This window comes from Enterovibrio sp. QJM3NY_24 (assembly GCF_057786035.1).
Genome location: NZ_CM173519.1, coordinates 665,048 through 687,599 on the forward strand (window position 1 = coordinate 665,048; position 22,552 = coordinate 687,599).

Annotated in this window: 18 protein-coding genes and 1 pseudogene; 7 read left to right on the forward strand and 12 right to left on the reverse strand. The window is 48.2% G+C overall.

Annotated elements, in window-relative coordinates; translation table 11 throughout:
* Positions 1 to 278: 278 nt before the first annotated feature.
* Positions 279 to 1,520, forward strand: a complete 1,242-nt coding sequence (locus AC3CIC_RS02815) for a polyhydroxyalkanoate depolymerase (RefSeq protein WP_488515290.1) — start codon at positions 279 to 281, stop codon at positions 1,518 to 1,520.
* 212 nt (positions 1,521 to 1,732) lie between these two features.
* Positions 1,733 to 2,182, forward strand: coding sequence for an SRPBCC family protein (locus tag AC3CIC_RS02820; RefSeq protein WP_488515291.1), 450 nt, complete (start codon positions 1,733 to 1,735; stop codon positions 2,180 to 2,182).
* Between the two features lie 117 nt (positions 2,183 to 2,299).
* Here AC3CIC_RS02820 and hdhA read toward each other — a convergent pair whose 3' ends face one another.
* Both hdhA and AC3CIC_RS02830 read right to left on the reverse strand, forming a co-directional pair.
* Positions 2,300 to 3,067: a 7-alpha-hydroxysteroid dehydrogenase gene (hdhA, locus tag AC3CIC_RS02825; protein ID WP_488515292.1), complete on the reverse strand. Its 768-nt coding sequence runs from the start codon at positions 3,065 to 3,067 to the stop codon at positions 2,300 to 2,302.
* A 206-nt stretch (positions 3,068 to 3,273) separates the two neighbouring features.
* Entirely contained in the window at positions 3,274 to 4,527 is a 1,254-nt protein-coding gene (locus tag AC3CIC_RS02830; protein ID WP_488515293.1) for a D-amino acid dehydrogenase, read from the reverse strand.
* Positions 4,528 to 4,632: 105 nt separating this feature from the next.
* Between AC3CIC_RS02830 and AC3CIC_RS02835 the strand changes: the two genes are divergently transcribed.
* Positions 4,633 to 5,559, forward strand: a complete 927-nt coding sequence (locus tag AC3CIC_RS02835; protein WP_488515294.1) for a LysR substrate-binding domain-containing protein — start codon at positions 4,633 to 4,635, stop codon at positions 5,557 to 5,559.
* Here the strand turns inward: AC3CIC_RS02835 and AC3CIC_RS02840 are convergent.
* From AC3CIC_RS02840 to AC3CIC_RS02865, 6 genes are all read right to left on the reverse strand, one after another.
* Positions 5,545 to 5,901 (reverse strand): hypothetical protein, encoded by a 357-nt coding sequence (locus AC3CIC_RS02840; protein WP_488515295.1) that lies wholly within the window; start codon positions 5,899 to 5,901, stop codon positions 5,545 to 5,547. The two genes, AC3CIC_RS02835 and AC3CIC_RS02840, sit on opposite strands and share 15 nt — an antisense overlap.
* A 24-nt stretch (positions 5,902 to 5,925) precedes the next feature.
* Positions 5,926 to 6,312: a hypothetical protein gene (locus tag AC3CIC_RS02845; RefSeq protein ID WP_016959767.1), complete on the reverse strand. Its 387-nt coding sequence runs from the start codon at positions 6,310 to 6,312 to the stop codon at positions 5,926 to 5,928.
* 16 nt (positions 6,313 to 6,328) lie between these two features.
* The gene (locus tag AC3CIC_RS02850) at positions 6,329 to 6,709 is read right to left on the reverse strand and encodes a hypothetical protein (RefSeq protein WP_407332303.1); all 381 of its coding nucleotides are present in this window, start codon (positions 6,707 to 6,709) and stop codon (positions 6,329 to 6,331) included.
* A gap of 2 nt (positions 6,710 to 6,711) precedes the next feature.
* Entirely contained in the window at positions 6,712 to 8,994 is a 2,283-nt protein-coding gene (locus tag AC3CIC_RS02855; protein WP_488515296.1) for a hypothetical protein, read from the reverse strand.
* 228 nt (positions 8,995 to 9,222) lie between these two features.
* A complete protein-coding gene (locus AC3CIC_RS02860; protein ID WP_016959772.1) occupies positions 9,223 to 9,840 on the reverse strand; it encodes a bifunctional 4-hydroxy-2-oxoglutarate aldolase/2-dehydro-3-deoxy-phosphogluconate aldolase in 618 nt (205 codons plus the stop codon).
* A gap of 9 nt (positions 9,841 to 9,849) precedes the next feature.
* Positions 9,850 to 11,226, reverse strand: coding sequence for a GntP family permease (locus AC3CIC_RS02865; RefSeq protein ID WP_016959773.1), 1,377 nt, complete (start codon positions 11,224 to 11,226; stop codon positions 9,850 to 9,852).
* 158 nt (positions 11,227 to 11,384) lie between these two features.
* Between AC3CIC_RS02865 and AC3CIC_RS02870 the strand changes: the two genes are divergently transcribed.
* Positions 11,385 to 11,906 (forward strand): gluconokinase, encoded by a 522-nt coding sequence (locus AC3CIC_RS02870; RefSeq protein WP_016959774.1) that lies wholly within the window; start codon positions 11,385 to 11,387, stop codon positions 11,904 to 11,906.
* Positions 11,903 to 13,699, forward strand: coding sequence for a phosphogluconate dehydratase (gene edd, locus AC3CIC_RS02875; RefSeq protein ID WP_488515297.1), 1,797 nt, complete (start codon positions 11,903 to 11,905; stop codon positions 13,697 to 13,699). Before AC3CIC_RS02870 ends, edd begins: the two co-directional genes overlap by 4 nt.
* 65 nt (positions 13,700 to 13,764) lie before the next feature.
* Here the strand turns inward: edd and AC3CIC_RS02880 are convergent.
* Both AC3CIC_RS02880 and AC3CIC_RS02885 read right to left on the reverse strand, forming a co-directional pair.
* Positions 13,765 to 14,771 (reverse strand): annotated as a pseudogene (locus tag AC3CIC_RS02880) (LacI family DNA-binding transcriptional regulator).
* Between the two features lie 112 nt (positions 14,772 to 14,883).
* A complete protein-coding gene (locus tag AC3CIC_RS02885) occupies positions 14,884 to 15,645 on the reverse strand; it encodes a DUF2927 domain-containing protein (protein ID WP_488515298.1) in 762 nt (253 codons plus the stop codon).
* A gap of 257 nt (positions 15,646 to 15,902) precedes the next feature.
* Here AC3CIC_RS02885 and AC3CIC_RS02890 point away from each other — a divergent pair, with 257 nt between their 5' ends.
* Positions 15,903 to 17,621, forward strand: coding sequence for a class I SAM-dependent methyltransferase (locus AC3CIC_RS02890; RefSeq protein WP_488515299.1), 1,719 nt, complete (start codon positions 15,903 to 15,905; stop codon positions 17,619 to 17,621).
* Positions 17,622 to 17,756: 135 nt separating this feature from the next.
* The gene (locus AC3CIC_RS02895; protein ID WP_488515300.1) at positions 17,757 to 20,888 is read left to right on the forward strand and encodes a DUF3427 domain-containing protein; all 3,132 of its coding nucleotides are present in this window, start codon (positions 17,757 to 17,759) and stop codon (positions 20,886 to 20,888) included.
* Positions 20,889 to 20,960: 72 nt separating this feature from the next.
* Here the strand turns inward: AC3CIC_RS02895 and AC3CIC_RS02900 are convergent, their stop codons facing one another.
* Both AC3CIC_RS02900 and hipB read right to left on the reverse strand, forming a co-directional pair.
* Positions 20,961 to 22,274, reverse strand: a complete 1,314-nt coding sequence (locus tag AC3CIC_RS02900) for a type II toxin-antitoxin system HipA family toxin (protein ID WP_488515301.1) — start codon at positions 22,272 to 22,274, stop codon at positions 20,961 to 20,963.
* Positions 22,274 to 22,519 carry a type II toxin-antitoxin system antitoxin HipB gene (gene hipB, locus AC3CIC_RS02905; protein ID WP_017007461.1) on the reverse strand — a complete coding sequence of 82 codons (246 nt, stop codon included), beginning with the start codon at positions 22,517 to 22,519 and terminating at the stop codon, positions 22,274 to 22,276. The genes AC3CIC_RS02900 and hipB overlap by 1 nt, the downstream gene beginning before the upstream one ends.
* Positions 22,520 to 22,552: the final 33 nt, after the last annotated feature.

Genomic DNA, 22,552 nt, shown 5'->3' on the forward strand with positions numbered 1-22,552 from the left:
TCTTGGCCTCATGAATTGATTCAGTGGCAGATCTTTTGGGGTCGATCTGCGAGCTTGCTTATTACAAGGTTAGAAATGAGTGGTGTGTTTCGCCAGTGAGACATTGAGGCATTGAGACATTGAGGTTAAAGCAACGAATGAGGGGAGCATTGGGTATACATTTGTAATAGGTGTTTTGACACAAACCAGCGGCGTTGAGTTTCTGGTCTAGTATGTTAATTAAGTAGTTAGTCAATAGTGGCGACTCGCCACGCGCTTTTTAACATCAGGGGCACCGTATGCTTTATGAGCTCAATGCGACATACATGGAATCCATTAAACCGCTAAATAGTTGGGTGAGGTTTGTCAGAGACTTTAACGCTGCGCCTTGGAATGGCATGCGAGATTCCACCCTTGCGCGTACTTTAGATGCTTCGATGGAGCTGGTGGAGCGACTAACCGATTGCTATGACGAGCCGGCTTGGGGCTTGGATTATACGGTGATTAATGGCCAGAGTTTGGCGATTCAATACAATGTGATTGCCAACAAGCCGTTTTGTAACCTGCTTCATTTTAGGCGTAGTAAAGCACAGCCGAATCAGCCGAAAGTCCTTTTCGTTGCTCCGCTATCGGGTCATTTCGCCACACTACTTCGCGGCACGATTCGCGAGTTCTTACCTGATCATGATGTGTACGTGACCGACTGGCAAAATGCACGAGATGTGCCACTCAGTGAGGGTGACTTTCACTTTGATGACTATGTGGATTACCTGATTGAGTTTTTTGAAATGCTGGGGCCAGATACGCATGCGATCGCAGTGTGTCAGCCTTGTGTGCCATTAATGGCGGCTACTGCGCTGATGGCAGAGCAAAACAACCCTGCAACCCCGTCGAGCATGACACTAATGGGCGGTCCAATTGATACCCGCATCAATCCCACAGAAGTGAACGATTATGCCAGCGGCAAAGATTTAGAATGGTTTGAATCGAACGTGATTTGTACTGTGCCTGAGCAATATAAAGGCATGGGGCAATTGGTGTATCCGGGTTTTGTTCAGCTTTCTGGCTTTATGTCGATGAACCTTGATTCCCATGTGCAAAAGCACTTTAAGTTCTTTGGTGATTTAGTCAAAGGCGATGGTGACAATGCGGAGTCGCACCGTCAGTTTTACAATGAATATTTAGCAGTGATGGATTTGCCCGCGCAATACTACCTCGATACCATTCGCAAAGTGTTTTTGGATCAAAAGCTCGCGAACAAAACCATGACCTATCGTGGCAAGCTCATCAACCTTGATTGCGTCACTGAAACGGCGATCCTGACCATAGAAGGTGAGTTGGATGATATCACTGGGCGAGGTCAAACTGCGGCGGCACTGGATTTGTGCACCAAATTGAGAAAATCCAAGAAAATGCATTACGAACAAGAAGGTGTGGGGCATTACGGTATTTTCAACGGTCGCCGTTATCGCGAAGTGATTGCACCGAAGATCAAAGGGTTTATCAAAAAATACGAGCCGAAGATCGTGAAAGCCGCATAGTCTATTTGCGACTATTGGGGTGAAAAAACACTTTTGCCTCAGGCGCGATTTTGTTCCTTCTCAATCGCCGTTATAACAGAAACGGTCATCGGTATTGAGAAGGAAAGCAACGGATGTTCAGAAAACTATCGTGTAGGTTACTGACGCGCATATTATTGGCTCTCGCTTGTGCGCTCAGCGTTTCAACCGCGCATGCTCACGGGCCGTCAAGGTTGAAGGTCTCAGAGTCTGTCATCATCAATGCTCCCGCTGAAAAAATATGGAAAACCGTGGGTGCGTTTGACAGTCTTGCGTGGCTTCCGCCTGTGACCAAAGTCGTAATGGAAAAAGGGCCTGCGGATCAAAAAGGGGCGGTGAGAGTCGTATACGTTGGTGAGCAAAACGTGACAGAACAACTTAAGAAGTTGGATAACGCTGGCATGTTACTCAAGTACAAAATCAGCATTAACAATACAACTCTCCTTCCTGTCACCAATTATCAATCCACCCTCACCGTCAAAGCGGATGGTGACAACAGTGTGGTGACTTGGAAAGCAGGTTTTTACCGCGGCGATCCAAACAATAATCCACCAGAAAATTTAAATGATGAAACCGCCATCAGTGCGATCACAGGGTTATACAAAGCAGGGCTAGGTAACCTTAAAAAGGTGATGGAGCAGTAAGTGTGCGGGTTTGAGTGAGCGCGAGTAGATTGCACGATTAGAGAGCCAGAAAAGATAGAAACAGCGAAAGGGGCGTATCGCCCCTTTCGCTGTTTCCACGTTGGCACGGATTCGTTATTAGCTTAATTCTTGGCTTCCTCCGCCACTCACTGTCAGGATTTGTCCGCTCACCCATGCCGCCGCTGGCGAGCACAAAAACAAAGCCGCGAGCGCAATATCATCAGTGATACCCAATCGGCCAAGTGGTGTGTGTTTCAGCATGGCTTTTTCTATGTCTGGTGTGAGCACTTTTTCCAACGCCTGAGTCCGAATTGCCCCAGGTGCAATCGCATTGACACGAATGCCCATTGGACCTAAATCAAACGCCGTATTGCGCGTTAAGTGATTCACTGCGGCTTTTGATGAGCCATAAGAAGCCATATGAGCGTTCTTGTTTTCTCCTGCCATTGAACTGATGTTTAATATCGCGCCGCCCCCCGCTCGTTGCATTGCAGGGGCGCAAAGCTGCATTAAGCGAAACGGCGCGTAGACATTGATCTGATACGCCCAGTCAAAATCTTTCATTGGCATATCAAACGGTTTTGGACCCCCGCCGCCCGCGTTATTGGCGAGTAGGGTGAGCTTGCCAAACTCCCGCATTGCGGTTTCTACCAGGGCGACAAGATCTTCCTCTTTGGTGACATTGCAAGCGGTCGCAACGGCTTTGCCGCCTTTGGCTGTGATAGCAGCAGCCACATCGCTCGCTGCCTGCATATCGAGGTCGCTCACCACCACGGCGGCGCCCGCATCCGCAAAGACTTCAGCAATACGACGCCCAATACCTGCTGCGGCGCCAGTGACAATAGCGACTTGCCCCTCAAGGCTGAATTGTTGAATAACCGACATACTGCTTCCTTTAATGCTGTTCAGTTTTTTGAGTGCTTTGAAGGTAGATGCGCAGGAAGTATCTAGGCGGTTTATTGTTGATACGAAACTGAAAGGAGGCAGAGCGGGATAAAAAGAAACAAGAGGGTAGAAGCGAAGAAATACGCAAATATGAGCGGAAGAGAGGCATCATCTACCTCTCTTGTTAAAGGGTATTGAATAGGGGGTTAGCTTGCGTAGCGGAAGTAATCGAGCCCTTCCACTTTGCTGGTCACCTGCTTGGTGATCATCTGTGCCAGCAAATCGCCTGAACCACACGCCATGGTCCAGCCTAAGGTGCCGTGACCCGTATTGGTGAACAAGTTACTGTAAGGCGTGCTGCCAATCACAGGCGTACCATCGGGCGTCATGGGGCGGAAGCCCGTCCAGAACTCGGCTTTTGCAAAATCGCCGCTGTGCGGGAAGAGATCTTTCACCACCATCTCAATGGTTGCTTTGCGTTTTTCTGGAATGGCCGGATCAAACCCTGCCAATTCCGCCGTGCCCGCCACGCGGATGCGATCATCAAAGCGCGTCAGCGCTACCTTGTAGGTTTCATCCATCACGGTAGAAACAGGCGCTTGTGATGCGTCGGTAATCGGCACGGTGAGCGAGTAGCCTTTTACCGGATAGACTGGGATCTTCACGCCAAGCTTTGCTAAAAATGGGGTGGAATAGCTGCCCATGGCGACCACAAAGGTATCGGCTTCCAATGTGCCTTTGTCTGTCTCCACACCGACGATACGCGTACCTTCGCGTTTTACATCCAACACGGGCGTATCAAACAAAAACTCGACGCCATGTTGTTTGGCGAGTTCGGTCATTTGTTGACAGAACAGGTAACAATCGCCCGTTTCGTCATCAGGCAGATACAAACCACCTTTTAGCTTGTGGCTTACAGCTGTCAGCCCAGGTTCTTGCTTAATACACGCTTCCACCGACATGCGTTGGAAGCGAGTACCACTTTGTTCTAGCAGGGTGATGTCTTTTTCTACCGCATCCACTTGTTTTTGGCTGCGGAAGAGTTGCAGTGTGCCTTGTTGACGACCTTGATACTGAATGTTGTGTTGATCGCGCAGTTCAATCAGGCACTCTCGGCTGTGATTGGCAATGCCCAGCATGCGCGATTTGTTCACTTTGTAGCGGTCGAGCTGGCAGTTGACCAACATTTGGCTGGCCCACTTAATGAGCTGCGGATCTAATCTAGGTTTCACTTTCAATGGGGCGTGTTCTTCCATCAACCAGCGAATGGCTTTTTGTGGAATACCCGGCGCTGCCCAAGGGGAGGAGTAGCCATAGGAAATTTGCCCAGCATTGGCAAAACTGGTTTCTTCACCGCTGCGTGATTGACGATCAACCACCGTCACTTGATAGCCGGCTTTTTGTAGATACCAAGCACTCATTAAACCGACAACACCACTTCCCAACACCAAGGCTTTCATCTTTTTTCTTCTCCAATTGAAAACAAGGCGAGTGTGTGTTGTTTACAAGGTGCTAACAATCGATATAAATTAATCACAGCGTATAGAAAAACTAAAAGCAGAAAGATGCAGACAATCAAAAGCAACCACTTGGGTGCGTTACTCACGTTTACGGAAATGGCCAAACACACAAGCCTAACCAGCGCTGCCAAGGCGTTATGCCTGACCACAGGGGCGGTGAGTCAGCAATTGTTGCAGCTTGAGCAACAATTGGGTTTTAGCCTGTTTGAGCGTCATTCACGGGGAATTCGCTTAACAGACAAAGGAAAGCAACTGCTGCAAAGTGTGAGCTTCCATTTAGGAGAAATAGACGCTGAAATCACCGTGCTTCAGCAATTGCAGGGAAAAAAGCAGGAAGTACGCCTGAAACTCACCCCGTCGTTTGCCTTCAAATGGCTAGTGCCAAAGCTTGAAAGCTTTCATCAGCAATTTCCGGAGATTCAAATTCAGATCTTTGCCGAAGGCGCACTGGTGAACAGTGACACGCGAGATTTTGATTTGGCGATTGATTACCGCCAGCACCCTTATCGTCATCCTAATGCCGAGCTGTTGCTCGACGAATATTTACTGCCCGTGATGAGCCCAAGGTACCTTGCAAAACACCACTGGCTGTTGGATGACCCATATAGCTCAGAGCATTGGCAAACTGTCACTTTGCTGCATGATGCCATGCCGTGGCAAAACGCCGCACGGGATCATGAGTGGCGATATTGGGCATTAGAGCAAGGGCTTGAGATACCGACAGATAAAGGCCATTTTTTCAACCGCACTGATATGGCCATGTCTGCTGCCGAAGCCGGTGTAGGGATTGCCATGGCGCGTATGGCACTCATTGATGACGAGTTGGACACCGAGCGTTTAGTGTCGCCTTTCGCACCGATCAAAGCCAACGCAGGCTATTACTTGATAAACACCACCCAAAACGAAAGCACCGCGTGTTTTGTGGAGTGGTTGAGGGGGCAAATTGGGGAGGGACCGTCAAAGCGCCTTTGACATCAAGGACAGCAACAGCGCACCAATCACGCTCCACATTCCCATACAGTTGAACCACATAAACAATGAAAACTTTGTTGAGGTTGTGGTTACTCTGCGACGAATGAGTGGGTAGGCAAGCCAATAGCCAAAGAGGCGTGTTGCAATGTTACTGAAAATCATGCTTGACCAGTCAGCGTGGAGCTTCTGGGGATCTTTTGCTAATTGTTGATCAATGAAAACGATACGTTGCGGATCTCCCAAAGAAACTATTGCACTCATGATGGTTCCGGGAAGAGCCCACAATATGGCGTAGATTGCGAGTAAGCCTGATGCCGCTATTTTTAGCTCTTCAATGTGCATGGGTATCCATTTTTAAGGTCAGAATTAGGGAATAATTCCCAGCAACTTTGCCAAGCAAACAAAAAACGTTGTACCAACCAAACTCCACATTCCCAGGCAATTTATCCACATGAATAGCCTGAATTTTTTAGACTGGGTGGTAGCTCTTTTCTTAATAAATGGATAAGCAATCCAGTAGCCAAATAGTCGTGTGCCAATTGAAGTATACAATTGATATTCAGGCTTTAAATAACCTCTCTCGTCATAATACTTCTTCAGGTTCTTAGCAAGTTGTTTATCAATAAATACAATTCGTTCAACATCACCGAGTGCAACCATGGCACTCATAACCGTTCCAGGAATTGCCCAAATGACTAGATAACCACCGAAAAGTGCGCTGATGAGCACAATTGCTACTTCGTACCATTCCATTGTGATTTGCTTGTGTCTAACTCAAGATGTGTAAATGTCGAACGAGAAAGGCCAGAAGCATCGTGACCATAAGGCTCCAGAAGCCAACAGAGTTCAACCACATAAATACTTTGTATTTAATTGGCATTGATTGGGCATGCTTTTGAATAAATGGAAAAGTAAAACAATAGGTTATGAAACGGCCGCCAATATTCAAAAAATTCATGTTCTTTAGGTTGCCTTCCTCATCATAAAGCTCGTTTAATTTTCTGCTTAGCTGGCTATCAAGATAAATGATGTGTTTAAAACTCCCCAGAGAAACAACGCAAAAAGAGATAATGCCCGGAATAATCCAAGCGAGAGATAGCGTCCCTACAATGGCAAGCATTAGTATGAGTGTTGAGCCAAAATCCGACATAACTAGAAAATATCCCCAATCCATTCATATGCTAGGTACACAGTATCTCCAGTCGCTTTACCAGCAGTTGAACCAGCTATACCACCAAAGGCTCCTCCTCCCACAACTGCACCGACTGTGGCTATAGCGATTATAGGTGCGGATGTAATGCCGGCAATGCCAATTAATAGCGCCATACCCGCCATAGCGAGATTGCCACCAATAACCCCTCCCAAGATACCTGCGCCAAATCCAAAGGTTTCTCTGGTTACAACCCTTCCGCAATTATCAGGGGTGTCTAACGAACAAGCTTCGTAAATATTGTTAATTCCGCTTGCTGCACCTAGGGCAATACTGACATATCCAAGCCCTTTCGATGCGAACATTCCCATAGCTACATTTGCCATGCGCTTGCCCAGATTTGGGACAACGCCTTTCGCGATAATTTCATTGGCATTGTGGATAACCGACTTAGTGGACAGTTTTAAGTTCTTTCGAACTTGCACATAGGCTGGGACTTTGACACTGCCTTTCGAAAGGGCAGCGAAAGACCCATCCAATTTTTTAAATAGAGCAGCTCGCTCGGTGACGAAGGCTCCATAGTTTATCCCACCAACACGGTTTGCCATTGCCACATGCGATACATACAAGCTATTAATTTCCAGTAATATGCCATTAATGTTATCAAGATGCTGTCCAATACCTGCAGCTATAGCCCCAACTCCCAATGAGGCATGCGCGTAAGCATCTGATGGAAGTCCATCTTCCTTAACTGTTTTTAATGTTTCCGACGCATAGTAGTCCAAAAGCTCAAAGTGACGGTTTACGGTAGCCACTGCATCATCCGTCAGTTTGCCCAGCTCTTTACTTGCCGCTTTCGCTTCTTCAATCAGTGCATCAAGACGGCTTCTTTCTTCCTCGGTCTCTGGCTCTGCTGTCGGCAGAACAACAATCTCCCCCTGTCTGGCGGGATTATTCAAATGCTCATTGTATTTCTTGATAAGTTCCTGAATGTCAGTGGGTGTTTCGTCTGAAAACAGGTTGCTCCAGAACTGTTCCAATGGTTGGGTTTCTTCAATCTGGCAATAGCCCAAATCGAACGCCAACTTGGCTTCCCCCCATGTCTTAACATTCACCACGGGCAACCCACTCTCGACCAAGCGCGTATTGTTTATCGCTTTCAGCGTCGAGCCCATCAGCAGGCGTTCTTTGTGCTCATAAGTAACATCTGCATGGGTATTGTAGGTTTGTGGCTTGTACGGCTTGTACGGCTTCTCGGTGGCTGTGGTGGTTTTTATGACAGCAAGCAGGGCTGGTATATCAATCGCAATGCCGTTTTCAGCTAGCCAATCTTCATTGAGGTTATCGAGTTGTTCCCGCGTGATAGGGGAACCGAGGTGCACAAGGTGCTGGTTGGTGACGACTTTGCTGTCGATTTTCCAATAAAGCAGGATAGCGCCTTGATACTTATTCAGCCCCGGCTCAGTGTTGAGCGCGGTATGGGTAGAGCGAGTCGCCTGAAATGCCCAGCGGCCTTCTCCTAAAATCTTGTACTCTTGAACCAGTTTTCCTTCATGAAAATGGTAGAAATACCCGTCGGTAGGAAAGCCTAAACGCGACCCTAACTGCATGGCAGGGACAATAGGAATAAACGCTTCCCGAACCGCATCAGTGCCTTTGGGTTTGAGTTTCACAGGAGGCTGGCTACTCACGCCTTTTTCAGTTGCCGCGACTTTAGCGATGAGCCTGCGGGGTGTGTCATCCGTGGCCTTGGCAGAAAAAATTGTGCCTATTTCAGAAAGCTTGGTCTGCCAACTGACAATACTGGCTTCTTTGGGCGTTTTACCCAATGCAAACTGGCAACCGATTTCACTGGCGAGCACGGCCTCAGTGCAGGCAACCTCAAACAGATACTCATAATCTTGATCAGGTTTTTTTGTTTTTTCTACGGCCTTGGGTTCGGGGGTGTAAGGCACATCAGGGGCGGATTGAGATTCAGAGCCTGAGCGAGAGGTGAAGCCAGACGCTTTGGAGCGAGACACAAACGCCGTTTTTGCCTGTGGTGAAAAGTGAGATTCAGCAGCAGGGTTAACTTGCCAGACTTTGTCACCATAGGAGGTGTTGGATGCTCTGAGAGCGGGCGTGATCGGCGCGTCGCTTAGCAATACAAATTCGCCGGCTTCAAGTTTCGATTTGAATTTATCTAACGCCATATCCTGCGGCAACACCGCGGCCAGCGCTCTTTCATCTAACGTCGAAAACGCCCCCTCAACCTGACCGAACTCATACGATGCGAGTTCGGACATTTTCACAACCCTGTACGCCACTGATTCTTCCCTGATGATTTTTGTTTGTAGGTTAAATACCGAACAAACGAGGTGATTACAATGACGCGAAACCAAAAGCGAAAGGCAGATCATGCGGGGGCAATTTCTGGCTCGAAATGGGCACTGAATTGCGTATTTGATGAGGAGTGATTTGATAGAGAAAAGCCGAGCGGTGAGCTCGGCTTAGGTTTGCGTTCTGTTTCGGGATTAACGCTCGGAAACCGCTTTGACCAACGCGGCAATGCCGTCCCAGTCGCCGTTGTCCATCATGTCAGTCGGTACCATCCACGTACCGCCGCATGCGACAACACTTTTTAGCGCAAGATACTGATCAACGTTGGCTGGGCTAACGCCACCTGTTGGCATAAAGCTCACAGGGTAAACCGCACCGAGTGCTTTTAGCATGTTAACGCCACCAGAAGGCTCAGCAGGGAAGAACTTCAATGTCTTCAGGCCCATTTCCATGGCTTGCTCAACCAAACTTGGGTTGTTCACACCCGGTACGATTGGCATGTTGCGCTGCTGACAGTATTTCACAGTGGTTGGGTTGAAGCCCGGGCTCACGATGAAATCCACACCCGCGTCAATCGCGATGTCGACCTGTTCCGTCGTCAGCACGGTGCCCGCACCAATCAGTAGCTCAGGGTAGGCGTCACGCATAATACGAATAGATTCCGCTGCCGCTTCTGTGCGGAAAGTGACTTCAGCACATGGCAGGCCGTTTTCTACCAACACTTTTGCCAGAGGCAGAGCGTGAGCGACATCGTTAATCGCAATAACTGGGACGATTTGGATTTCTTTTAGTCGCTGTTCAATCGTTTTCATTGTTTACCTCTACAAAATAAAGCTAAGTGTTGCGACGATAATAAATGCGATACCGCCTAACAATGTTTCCATCACGGTCCATGTTTTCAGCGTGGTCTTCTCATCCATATCGAGTAGACGAGATACCAGCCAAAAGCCTGAATCGTTGAAGTGTGAAAGTACCGTCGCGCCACTCGCAATGGCGATAACGATAAAGCATAAATCGAGTTCGCTAAGGCCTACAGTCGATGCAACCACAGGGGCAATCAGTGCTGCGGTGGTTGTCAGTGCAACGGTCGCTGAACCTTGTGCAACGCGAAGACACGTTGAGATAACGAAGGCCGCGACAATCACTGGCATGCCTGTGTCTGTCAGTACGCCCGCCAATGCATCGCCAATACCGCTTGCACGCAACACGCCACCGAACATACCGCCAGCACCCGTCACCAATACCACGCCACAGATGGGTGCTAACGAGTCACCACACAGTTTTTCAAGCTTCGCCATGCCGTAATCTTTGGCAAAAACCACCAAACAGACCAGCAAAGTGATAAGCAATGCAACGGGTGTTTTACCTAGCATGCGCAGGAATTCAACCAGCGGTGTTTTGCCGTCAATGATGCCCGCAACAGATAACGTGTGCAGACCTGTGTCGAGACAGATAAGTACCACAGGCAGCACCAGAATGCTCATTACCGTGGCGAATTTAGGCAGCTTTGATTCATCAACGACGGTATCACCGTTGAAGAAGGCTTTAGACAAAGGAATATCGAACTTCTTACCCGCGTACAGGCCGAAAAGATACGCGCCAAAGTACCATGTTGGAATGGCCACAAGCAGGCCAACAACCAACAGTAGACCGATGTTTGCGCCGAGAAACTCTGCAGCAGCAACTGGGCCTGGGTGAGGGGGAACGAAGCCGTGCATGACAGCAAATGCGCCGGCTGATGGCAGTGCGTATTTCAGCGGAGAACCACCGAAACGGCTCGCAACACTCAGGATGATAGGCATCATCACCACAAGGCCGGCGTCAAAGAAAATAGGGAAACCGAACAGCAGTGAAGCAATACCAAGGGCGAGAGGCGCCTTGTCTTTGCCGAATCGACCGATCAGCGTGTCAGCCAAAACCTGCGCACCCCCCGTCACTTCGAGGATTTTACCAATCATCGCGCCAAGACCAACAAGCAGCGCGACGGAAGCCAATGTGCCACCAAAACCACTCATCATGGTCGGTACCACTTGTTCTGACGCAACGCCAGTCGCAATCGCTGTGCCCAAGCTGACAATGGTCAGTGAGGCAAACGCATGCACTTTCAATTTAATGATCAATACCAAGAGCGCCGCGATAGCGAACACAGCAATGGTTAACAAAAACGTAGGATCTGAGGGTTGAACTAACTGCTCCATAGTTACACCTTTTCTAGCATTGTTATTGTTTGTGTGTGAGTTCACATTTGCTTACGTTACCGGTAACATGTTACCGATAACATTCGTAAGATAAACCCATATTTCAAAGTGAATTCCAAAATTGAGAGCACGCGCAAATTTGGTAAAGAGGATGAGTCATGGCTGGAAGTAGTGTCATCGTGATGGGCGTTTGTGCCAGTGGAAAAACCACCATTGGAGAGTTACTCGCTAAACGGCTTGATCGCAAATTCATCGATGGAGACGATCTCCATCCACGCGCCAATATTCAAAAAATGTCATCAGGTGAACCGCTCAATGATGATGACCGCAAACCTTGGCTAGAGCGTATTCGCGATGCGGCTTACAGTCTAGAAAGTAAGAATGAGCATGGTGTGATCGTGTGCTCAGCATTGAAAAAAAAGTACCGTGATCAGATACGTGAAGGAAACAGTAACGTGACCTTCCTGTTTCTTGATGGCGACTTTGAATTGATCATGGCGCGTATGCGCACCCGCAAAGGTCACTTTATGAAAGAGAACATGGTGAAAAGCCAGTTTGAAACCTTAGACCGCCCCGATAACGAGCCTCAAACGATTGTTGTCAGCATCAATTGCGATATTCAGAGTGTGGTCGAGCATGCCGCACAAGCTGTGTTGGAAAGGAATGAGGTGTTTGCATGATCCATTCTGTCGTCAAAAAAGTCACCGAGCGTTTGATTGAACGCAGCCGTGCAACCCGCGAAATGTTCTTGGCTCACACCAAAGCGCAAGCTGACGAAGGGAAAGGTCGTAACCAACTTTCTTGCGGCAACTTAGCGCACGCAGTGGCTGCATCTTGTGCATCCGAGAAAAAATCAATTCTCGATCTGACTCGCGCTAACGTGGCACTTATCAGTGCATACAATGACATGCTAAGTGCGCACCAGCCTTACAAAGATTACCCAGACCAAATTAAACAAACGCTGGCATTACAAGGCCACACCGCACAAGTTGCAGGTTGCGTGCCTGCGATGTGTGATGGCGTAACACAAGGCCAGCCAGGCATGGACATGTCGTTGTTTTCTCGCGATCTCATCGCGCAGTCAACTGCGCTGTCACTAAGCCACAATAGCTATGACGCCACCTTGCTGCTGGGTATCTGTGACAAGATCGCACCAGGGCAGCTCATGGGCGCATTGGCCTATGCGCACTTACCGACCGCGTTCGTGCCTGCGGGTTTGATGGCGACAGGGATCAGCAACGAAGAAAAAGTCGATGTGCGCCAACGCTACGCAGCAGGCGAAGTGGGCAAAGAAGCGTTGCTAGACATGGAATGTAGCGCTTACCACGCGCCGGGTACGTGTACCTTCTACGGCACGGCGAACACCAACCAGTTGGTGTTTGAAGCAATGGGCTTGATGCTTCCGGGCTCTGCGTTCATTCACCCGCATTCAGCCATGCGCACGGCATTGACAGATCACGCGGCATCAAAGATCGCGTCAATGACCAAAGATTCTGCGCAATACCGCCCGCTTTCTGAGGTCGTGACCGAGAAGAGCCTGATCAACGGCGTGATTGCGCTGTTAGCATCAGGCGGCAGCACCAATCACACTATTCATATGCTGGCTGTCGCACGTGCGGCGGGCATTATGCTGACGTGGCAAGACATTAGCGATCTGTCAGATGTTGTTCCGTTGTTGGCCAAAGTATATCCAAATGGCCCAGCAGACATGAATGCATTCCAACAAGCAGGCGGCGTGCCGGCGTTGATGCATCGTCTGCACGAAGCGCAGTTGGTGCATTCTGATGTGGTTCCTGTATTTGGTTCTTTTGAAGACCAACTATCACTGCCAAGCCTTAACGAAGACAAATTGCACTGGCAGGCTTGCCATGGTTCAAGTGACGCAGCCGTTATTGCGGCGAGCGGTGAAGTCTTTGAAAGCACGGGCGGCACGCGCGTTCTGGATGGCAACCTTGGACGAGCGGTTGTCAAAGTGTCTGCGCTAAAAGCGGATCAGCGCATTATTCAAGCGCCAGCGGCAGTGTTCCGTTGCCAGCATGAAGTGGAAGCGGCCTATAAGCGTGGCGAGCTGAGCAAAGACTGCATTGTGGTGCTGACACACAATGGCCCCGCGGCAAACGGCATGCCTGAGCTGCACAAGTTGATGCCGATTCTGGGTAATGTTCAAAAAGCCGGCTTTAGCGTGGCATTGGTCACTGATGGTCGTCTGTCTGGTGCATCGGGTAAGGTACCTTCTGCCATTCACGTTTCGCCAGAAGCCATTCGTGGTGGGGCGATTGGTCTGGTGCATGAAGGCGATATAATTTCTGTGAACTGCGAAACGGGCGAGTTGAACAACTTGGCTGATACCCAGGGCAGAACGCCGATTGAGTTAGATACTGAAGCCTTACAGCAAACGTGGGGACGAAACATGTTTAAAGTGATGCGTCAGAGCGTGACAAGCGCAGAGGAAGGCGCAAGCTTCATTCTTTGATACTGAGCGCATCAGTGATGCCAATAACCACAGGGCGGCCAAATAGCCGCCCTGTGTGTTTTCAGTTAATGGCTTTCACCATTCGTAATTTGATAGCCTAAATCGACAATCTTGTTTTCAATCTCATCACCTCTCAGCCTTGCCAGCAAAAGCTCTGCACTTTTCTCGCCAATTTCATAACGAGGTGTATCCACACTCGTCAGTTTTGGCATGACGGTTTGGCCAATATCTAGCGCGTTATACCCCACAATCGCTAACTGTTCGGGCACTTTCAGCCCCCGTTGCTGTGCGCTCAGTAATGTACCGATGGCAATATCGTCATTGGTGCAAAACACGCCATCCAAATCTGGATGTGCTTCTAACGCACGGCTAAGAAGGCCAGCGATAATGAATAGCTGGAATGCTCGCCTGTCAGAATATGCTTTGGTGCTAATCCAGCCTCTTTCAATGCTTTATCGTAACCCGCCATTCGTAATTGGGTGCGGGAATCAAGGCGAGCACCAAAATAGGCAATTGAACGTTTGCCTGAAGCAATCATGCGATTCACAACGTCATACGATGCGGCAATATGATCAAGGCCTACAGCCATATCAATGGGGGTGTCTGGCAGTTCCATGGTTTCCACCACAGGTATGCCTGCATTCTCGATCATCTGCAGGGTTTTCTGTGTGTGATGGCTCTCGGTTAAGATAAGCCCATCGACTTGATAAGAAAGGAGAGAGGCGATTTTATGCTCTTCTTCTACTTCGTCATAGCTGAAGTGAGCCAGCAGGGTTTCATAGCCATGCGCTTTCGTGACGGATTCTATTCCTTGAACGAAAGAGGCAAAGATTTGATTGGACAGAGAGGGAAGCAAAATGCCAATTGCACGGCTGGATGACTTGGAAAGCATCGCCGGTGCTTTGTTTTCAATGTAGCCAAGATCTTCAATGGCTTGCGCTATTTTCTCTCGGGTTTTTGCGGCGACCGTGTCGGGGTTTCGAAGATAACGAGAGACCGTCATCTTCGTGATACCAATGGTATCTGCTACGTCTTGAAGCGTTGCGCGATTCTTTTTAAAATTTTGATTCATACATTGAGCCAACCAATAATGTTACCGTAACATTATTGGTTAAAGATGCAGTATGTACAAGCACTTAGACAACATTTACTAAGGTTGTATCAAAATTGAAAGTCGTCGCCCCTCAATTCAACCCAAACTCAGTAATGAACTTACTTTGAAGATAGAGATCAGTCGATTGCTTTGACCAATTAGGGTTTTGTTTGAACCAGGCGTCCAGCAACGGCATCACCTGTTTTTCACTCATGCCAGCGCGAACCTCAGATGAATAGAGCAACCGAAGCAACGTGATGTCTAGCGGCGTCATCAGGTTGTTCTTCGAGGCATCGTTAAAAATGGAGGGGAAGACCTTATCTGAATCGTTCGGCAGCCCCATCACCTGAGTGATTTCTTCGACCACGCAGGCAAACAGTTTGCCGCGTTCACGGGCAAGGTCGACAGGAATAACAATCAGCGCCTTTCGGATTTCTGTCTTTGGCGTCACCGAAATATGCGCCATGCAGATCGCGCCATGAAAAGGGAAGTCTTCCGCTGTCGGCCACAATTCTCGGGTTTCATCTTGCCAACGGCCTTGGCGGGTAAACACCATCCGAATGTTGGCTTCTTCCGGGTCATCGACCAGTTTGATGTCATGCCCTGTGGCGCGTGCTAAATCGTTGATCTGAATGGTGGTGAGCATGGTGTGAAGCTTGTCATCACCCACGCGGTGATCAATGAAAATCCGTATTGGCTGGTGCCACTTGCGGATGGGGTGGGTTTTATCATCATACTCATTGTTGAGGGCAATAATCTTGAATGCCTTTTTCACGTAGGCAGTCTCGTCCCATGCTGCCAGTGTTGGCGCTGCAAATACAAGAAACAATAACCCCAAGACCAAATGTCGCACCGCCGCTCTCCATCGCTTGCATTTCAGCGCACCAAACTTAGAACGCACAAGCGTAATGATGGCAACTAAGCGAGCAGGTTTCAATTGTAGGGGGGAAATGACCCGTGCCGATATGTGATAAGGGCTTGATGGCCAGCTGTCTTTGTTCAATGCCACTGCCTTTAGAATCGGCAGCCACGGTCGCGTTTTTCTTTGTTAGGCGTGCATAAAAGTCCATACAAAGTACAATTGATAAACCACTTATAAACTTGTCTCTTATGAATCGAACTATCCAGTTTTACCATCAACATTCAGAACAGCTGGATAACCAGTATCAGCAAGTGAGCTTTGAACGGGTTCATGAGAGCTGGCGATCTTTTTGGCCTGATGGCAGCAATGGCACCTGCAAAGTGTTGGATGTGGGCGCAGGCAATGGCGCGGATGCCACGTGGTTCGCGAACCAAGGCTGTGATGTTTATGCGGTAGAGCCTGCCGATAGCTTTCGGGCAATTGGTGAGTCACGCACGCAATCTCTTCCTATCACTTGGCTTTCAGACACCTTGCCTGAACTGAAAGTAGTCAATCAACTTAGCCTTCGCTTTGACTGCATCTTGCTTTCTGCCGTGTGGATGCACATCGCGCCGAGTGACAGAGAACGCGCATTTCGAAAACTGGCCAACCTGCTTGCACCCAATGGGCGACTGGTGATCACGCTTCGCCACGGCGGCTTTGATGATGCAAGGCAAGCTCACTCAGTTTCCGTTGAGGAGATTGAGCAGTTCGCCAAAGATCATGCGCTTCAGATAAGGCTGCAAACACCCGTGCAAGCCGATGCGCTGGGCCGTGATGACGTGAAGTGGCAGACCGTCGTATTAACCCTGCCGGATGATGGTTCGGGTGATTTGCTCACCGTGCGTCACGTGATCGTCAACGACAGCAAATCAGCCACTTACAAGCTTGCGTTGCTTCGCACCTTGCTACGCATTGCCGATGCACATCCCGGCGCGGTGATTGATCGTTCTGACAAGCGTATTGCCATTCCATTGGGCTTGGTCGCACTGTATTGGATGCGCCAGTACAAACGCCTGCTTGATACGGACGTGGGTGACGGACAAGGGATTCAACAAAACAGCGATGCCAATAAAGGATTGGGGTTTGTTAAAGACGAGGGTTGGCACAAATTAAAACACCTGACGCCGGACGATCTTTCTATCGGGGCGTTTTTCACTGGTGAAGATGCACAAGCATTGCAAAAGGCGATGCGGCATACCATCGACACACTCAAAGCGGGGCCCGTCAAATTCACCTATCGTGGTGATATCACCAGACCTTTGTTTGAGATGGAACGCACCAAGGTTCACGCCAAATCTAGCTTTATTATTGACAGTGAGTTTTTGCAAAGCTTCGGGGTATTCACCTTAGAAGAAAGCCTGTGGGATTGCTTGAGGCTTTACGCGAGTTGGATAGAGCCGCTGGTGGTGAACCAGTGGATAGCGGAAATGAAGCGCTATGAGCTAAACCAACGCCGCGCGATTTCACTGCAAACCTATCACGATTGTTTAGCGTGGATAGGTGCCAGCCACGACACGCGAGACGTGCGAAAACGCATTGAATTGTTGCGTGAAAACCAACATCAAATCGTCAGTGTGTGGAGCAACACCAAGCTGAACGATAAATATCATGTCGATCATTGTCTTCCGTTCGCCTATTGGCCGAACAATGACAGATGGAACCTGTTCCCCACCACGGAAAAAGAAAACCTCACCAAGCTCAATCGTGTGCCATCCAAACAACGCCTGCAAAAAGCCAAGCCGCTGATCCTCGATTTCTGGCAACTGGCATGGGGTGAAGATCTCGCGCAATCGCGCTTCTTCTGCGAAGCCGCGTTGTCACTCCCCAACCTCACGTCAACAGAAAGAGATTTTGAATCTGTGTTTGAATCCATGAAGTTACAAGTGGCAGGAGTTCAAAGTCGGTTGCTGGTGGGGGAGTGGTGATAGTCGTTTTTTATTTTTGAATAATGCTTAAAGTATTCTCTGTGAAATGTTTTTAACCAATTAAAATGAAACGTTTTTATTATTATTTTCAGGTCGATATACACTGTGTGTTTTGGCCTGTATGAAAGGCAGACTATGAAGCAAAGTGGTATCTACGAGCAGCTCATTACACAACTCATTAATAGCCGTCTGGATCGAGACCGATTCTATGTGGGTGAGCGTGAACTCAATGTCAACGAAGCGTCTGTTTGGCTATCTCGTTTTTTGACCCATATTTTGGATTATGCGATTGGCTCAGTGCCTTCGGGGGACGACCAGTTACAAAAACAGATAGAGCTTTCTAATGATTTGTTGATGTGGTTAAAAGACCAAATCCAAGATAAAGAATTTATCGAAGAAAACTTGCTTGATAGCCAAGGGAAAATACTCACTGCGCTGTATGAGTTAGAAAACCCTATTTCAGCCAATTTGAAGCAGTATGTTGAAAATATCTTTCCGCTTACTGGTCTGACGCAGAGCGAATTGTTCTGTGGTAGCAATGCAGGCTTGTCATTGGAATCAGAGCTTAAACGCGAGATCTTGTCGGCAGATAAGATCTATTGGCTGGTGTCGTTTATCAAATGGACAGGTATTCGAATTTTCCGTAAAGAATTAGAAGCGTTTACCACCAGTGGACGTGAGCTCAAAATTATTACCACCTCTTACATGGGGGCGACGGATGCCAAAGCGGTTGAGTATCTAGCAAGCCTTCCCAATACCCAAGTCAAACTAAGCTACAACACAGAGCGTGAGCGACTCCATGCCAAAAGCTATTTGTTCTTGCGTGATACTGAATATCACACGGGCTACATTGGCTCATCTAATCTGTCTCATTCGGCGCTCACCAATGGCCTTGAGTGGAACCTGAAGATCACCTCGAAAGAAATTCCGCACATTATTAAGAAGTCACTCAGTACGTTTGAAACCTATTGGGCATCGAACGAATTTGAGCTTTTTGATGGTCAAGCAGACAGCGTGGAAAAGTTAAAGCGAGCATTGAAACAGCAAAAATTTGGGAATGACAAAAGTGTGCAACACTTTTTCGAGATTACGCCTTTTCCCCATCAAAAAGACATTCTTGAGCAACTGTTGGTTGAGCGCGAAGTGCATCAACGCTATCGGAACCTTGTGGTAGCAGCAACAGGGACGGGAAAAACGCTGATATCTGCTTTTGATTTTGCCCGTTTTATCAAAGACAAACCCAATGCCACATTTCTGTTTGTTGCTCACAGAGAAGAGATATTGCGTCAGGCTAGGGAAGCGTATCGCGGTGTGTTGAAAAATAGCGCATTTGGCGAACTATGGGTTGGTGGAAACACACCAGAGCACTATCGTCAGCTGTTTGTTTCGATCCAGACGTTGAACAATCAGTTGCAGCATCTTAAATTGACGCCGGATTACTATGACTACATCGTGATTGACGAAGTGCATCATATTGCGGCTGCGAGCTATCGTGAAGTGCTTGATTATTTTTCACCTTCGATTTTATTGGGTCTAACTGCAACACCTGAGCGCCATGATGGTGGGGATATACTCAACGATTTTGGCGGTGTGATCGCCGCTGAAATTCGTTTACCCGAAGCCATTAATCGCCGACACCTTTGCCCGTTTCAATACTTTGGCATTGATGATGATACGGATCTTCGCAGTATCTCGTGGAATCGCGGTCGTTACGATGTTTCGCAGTTAACCAATCTTTATACGCATAACCAAAATCGAGTAGATAAAATTCTCCGTAGTTTGCAGGAGATCGTGACTGAAATTAGCGATATAAAGGCTTTGGCGTTTTGTGTGAGTCGAGCTCATGCGAATTTCATGGTTCAGCAGTTCTTGTTGAAAGGGATTAAAGCAGATGTATTGACCAGTGATAACAGCCATGAACGACAGCAAAAAAAGCAGGCGATTCGCTCCGGTCAAATCAACATTTTGTGTGTGGTCGATATCTTTAATGAAGGCGTCGATATTCCTGAAGTGGATACTTTATTGTTTCTACGCCCAACAGAAAGTCTCACTATTTTCCTTCAGCAGTTAGGGCGAGGCTTACGCTTAGCCGATGGGAAAGAGTGCTGTACGGTGCTGGACTTTGTTGGTAACTCTAATCATGAATATGACTTTGCGAATAAGTTTAGAGCGTTGGTGGGGAAAACAGAGAAAGCCATTTCGGATGAAGTGAAGCAAGGGTTTCCGCATGCTCCTCTCGGTTGTCGTATAGAGCTTACTAAACGTACACAAGAGATGGTATTGGACAATATTCGCCAAGCCACGCTGACACTCAAAAGGCTTGTGGGGCTTATCCGTCAGTATCCGCAACACTCTTCGCGACCATTAACGCTGAAGAATTTCTTATCTCATCACCCGCATATTGACCTAAACGAGCTGTATAAACGCGGCAGTTGGACCGAGCTTGTTAATAAAGCCAGTGACAATAAAACCTCTGATGAATCATCAATAAAGCTGGTCAAAAAAGCGATACACAACCGTATTTTGACCTGTGACGATCATTACTACTTGCTGTTCTTACAGCAGCTTTGTCTGAGTCGTTTTAGCTTTGACGAAAGCGAAGATCCGCGAACGCTAATGTGCCACTACGATTTTTGGCAAAAAACGGGGCCTGATTTGGGTTTTCGAACGCTTTCCGAGAGCATGGCGAAACTTAATCAACTGGCGCTCAATCAAGAGTTAGCCGATGTGATCGAGTGGAAGTTGGCACAAACTAAACACGATCAACCAGCGATGCCCTCTTTACCCAACGTTCCACTTCGCCTGCATGCACGCTACGCGCGTGAGCAGATATTGGTAGGCTTTGGCGCAACCACATTTGAGCATCAACCACCTTCACGAGAAGGCTTATTTAATATTAAAGATCAGAATATTGAGTTGTTTTTTGTCACCTTAGACAAAAACGAAAAACAGTTTTCTCCAACTACGATGTACCACGATTACGCGATCAATGAGAGCCTATTCCACTGGCAATCACAGAACAGCGCGAGACCTGATCGCGGGCGCGGTAAAGAGTACATAGATCATCGTGAAATCGGTAAGCGCCTCTTTCTTTTTGTGCGAGAACAGACCAAGGACAAATACGGCCGCACTATGGGGTTTGTAAACTACGGGGAAGTGGAATACGTGAGTCATACGGGTTCGCAACCGTTAAGCATCACTTGGAAACTTCAAACGCCAATGCCCAACTTTATGTGGCAACAGGCTGCTAAGCTCGCAGTGGCTTGAGTTGGATGGCGATCGGTTGAATATAACAAAAGCGGGAGTTTCTCTGGCCATAGCTAGAGACTCTTTGCTTTGTTAGTCGTCTGTCAGCCGACTCGCCTTTAGCAACGACTGCTCAAAAATCGCCGTCGAAACATGCGCCGGAAATGCTTCTGGAAGCTGTCGTTTGACCTGCTCGATGGCTGAAGGAAGCTGGTTGGCAAACTCATCCAAGATCGCCTGCATTCTCTGTGTGCTAAAGCCCACCTCTTTGGCGGTGGCTAAGAAATGTCGAGCAAAAATCTTATCAAGTTTGTACTTCCTGCCTTTGTTGGCTTTTAGTCCCATGGCTAACTTTAGGGAGCGACGGTGTAGCCCTTTGCCTCCTAATAGGGGGTAAGCCGAAAGTATATCGTAGAAGGGGGTAAGTTGATAACTGCCGCCTGCACCAAGGAAAATCGAGAAGTTTTTCGCATGCCCATCTGTTGCACCGATAATCCATTGGAATACCTGAAAGCGCATGAAGGCGTCGCGATCTTCGAGCGCATTGCTTGAGCCTAGAAGTAAGGTCATGATGTCTTTAATTCCCACACCACCGTCGCTTTCATATTTGATGGCTGAAGGTTTACCAAACGCTTGGCACATGTCTTCTTGTGGCAGGCGCAATAGCCAAGCATCGTCTTTTGACCAACGTCTGTCGAAGCGTTCAACGGCAAGGGCTTTGATGCCGTTGGAGTGAATGATCTCTGCGTTGGGCACGTTAAGGCCGAGTGCTTTGGCAAGTAGCAGACAGAGGTATTCATTTTCGACGCTGTCGCGCATATCAAGCGTGGCGTCGGGCTGTTTTATCTCGCCAATGGGCAACTTGATGATATGCGTCGTTGGTGTGGCGTTTTTAGGAATGCACCAATCATCCCCCAGCTTTAAAAGTGCGGTCTTTTCTTGTGCGCCAGCGACGGAAATACGGAAATCCTCTTCATCACTAAGCATGCCTAAAGGGATGTTGGCCTTGTAAGCACTGAGGACTTTCTCCAAGCGATCATTGGTGAGAACGTCATAGTCTAGTTGCTTGAACGCGGGGGTATCTTCATTCGGTTCATAGAGCGCGATGGCTCCAACACTGTCTTTACCCACCTGCTTTAACAAATCGAAGGCTTGCCGAGAGTCGGCTTGATAGCGCGCTACGATACGGTCTCGAATTTCACTAAGGTCAGGTAGCAGGTTATCGAAGTAGTTAATGACGTGGCTGGAAGCGTGCTTTTTATATTGAAGCGGTAAGGAAAGTGATAGCGGCCTGCCTTTAGGGTTTTCAATCCATTGCGCATCGTATTGGAATTCATGTGCGCCGTTCGCCAGCTTTATGAATTCACCAACACGCTCTCCGTTCATATAGGCCACTAACGTTTCCATTACCACACCTCTTCATCGGTTTTTGCTATGGGTGCTTTCTCTTCTGAGAGTATGTCCATTTTCACGCCAAGTGCTTGGATGATCTTAAACACGGTTTTGAGTTGTGTGGTGTCGGGGTTATTTTCAAAGTTGGACAACGTAGCTTGCTTCAAACCGACACGTTGGGCGAGCTCTGCTTGAGTGAGCTTGTGCTTAGTGCGAAGTAGTTTTAAGTGGTTTGCTAATTGCTGCGGACTATAAATCATCACAACCGCTCCCTATAAAGAAATATCCCTTAC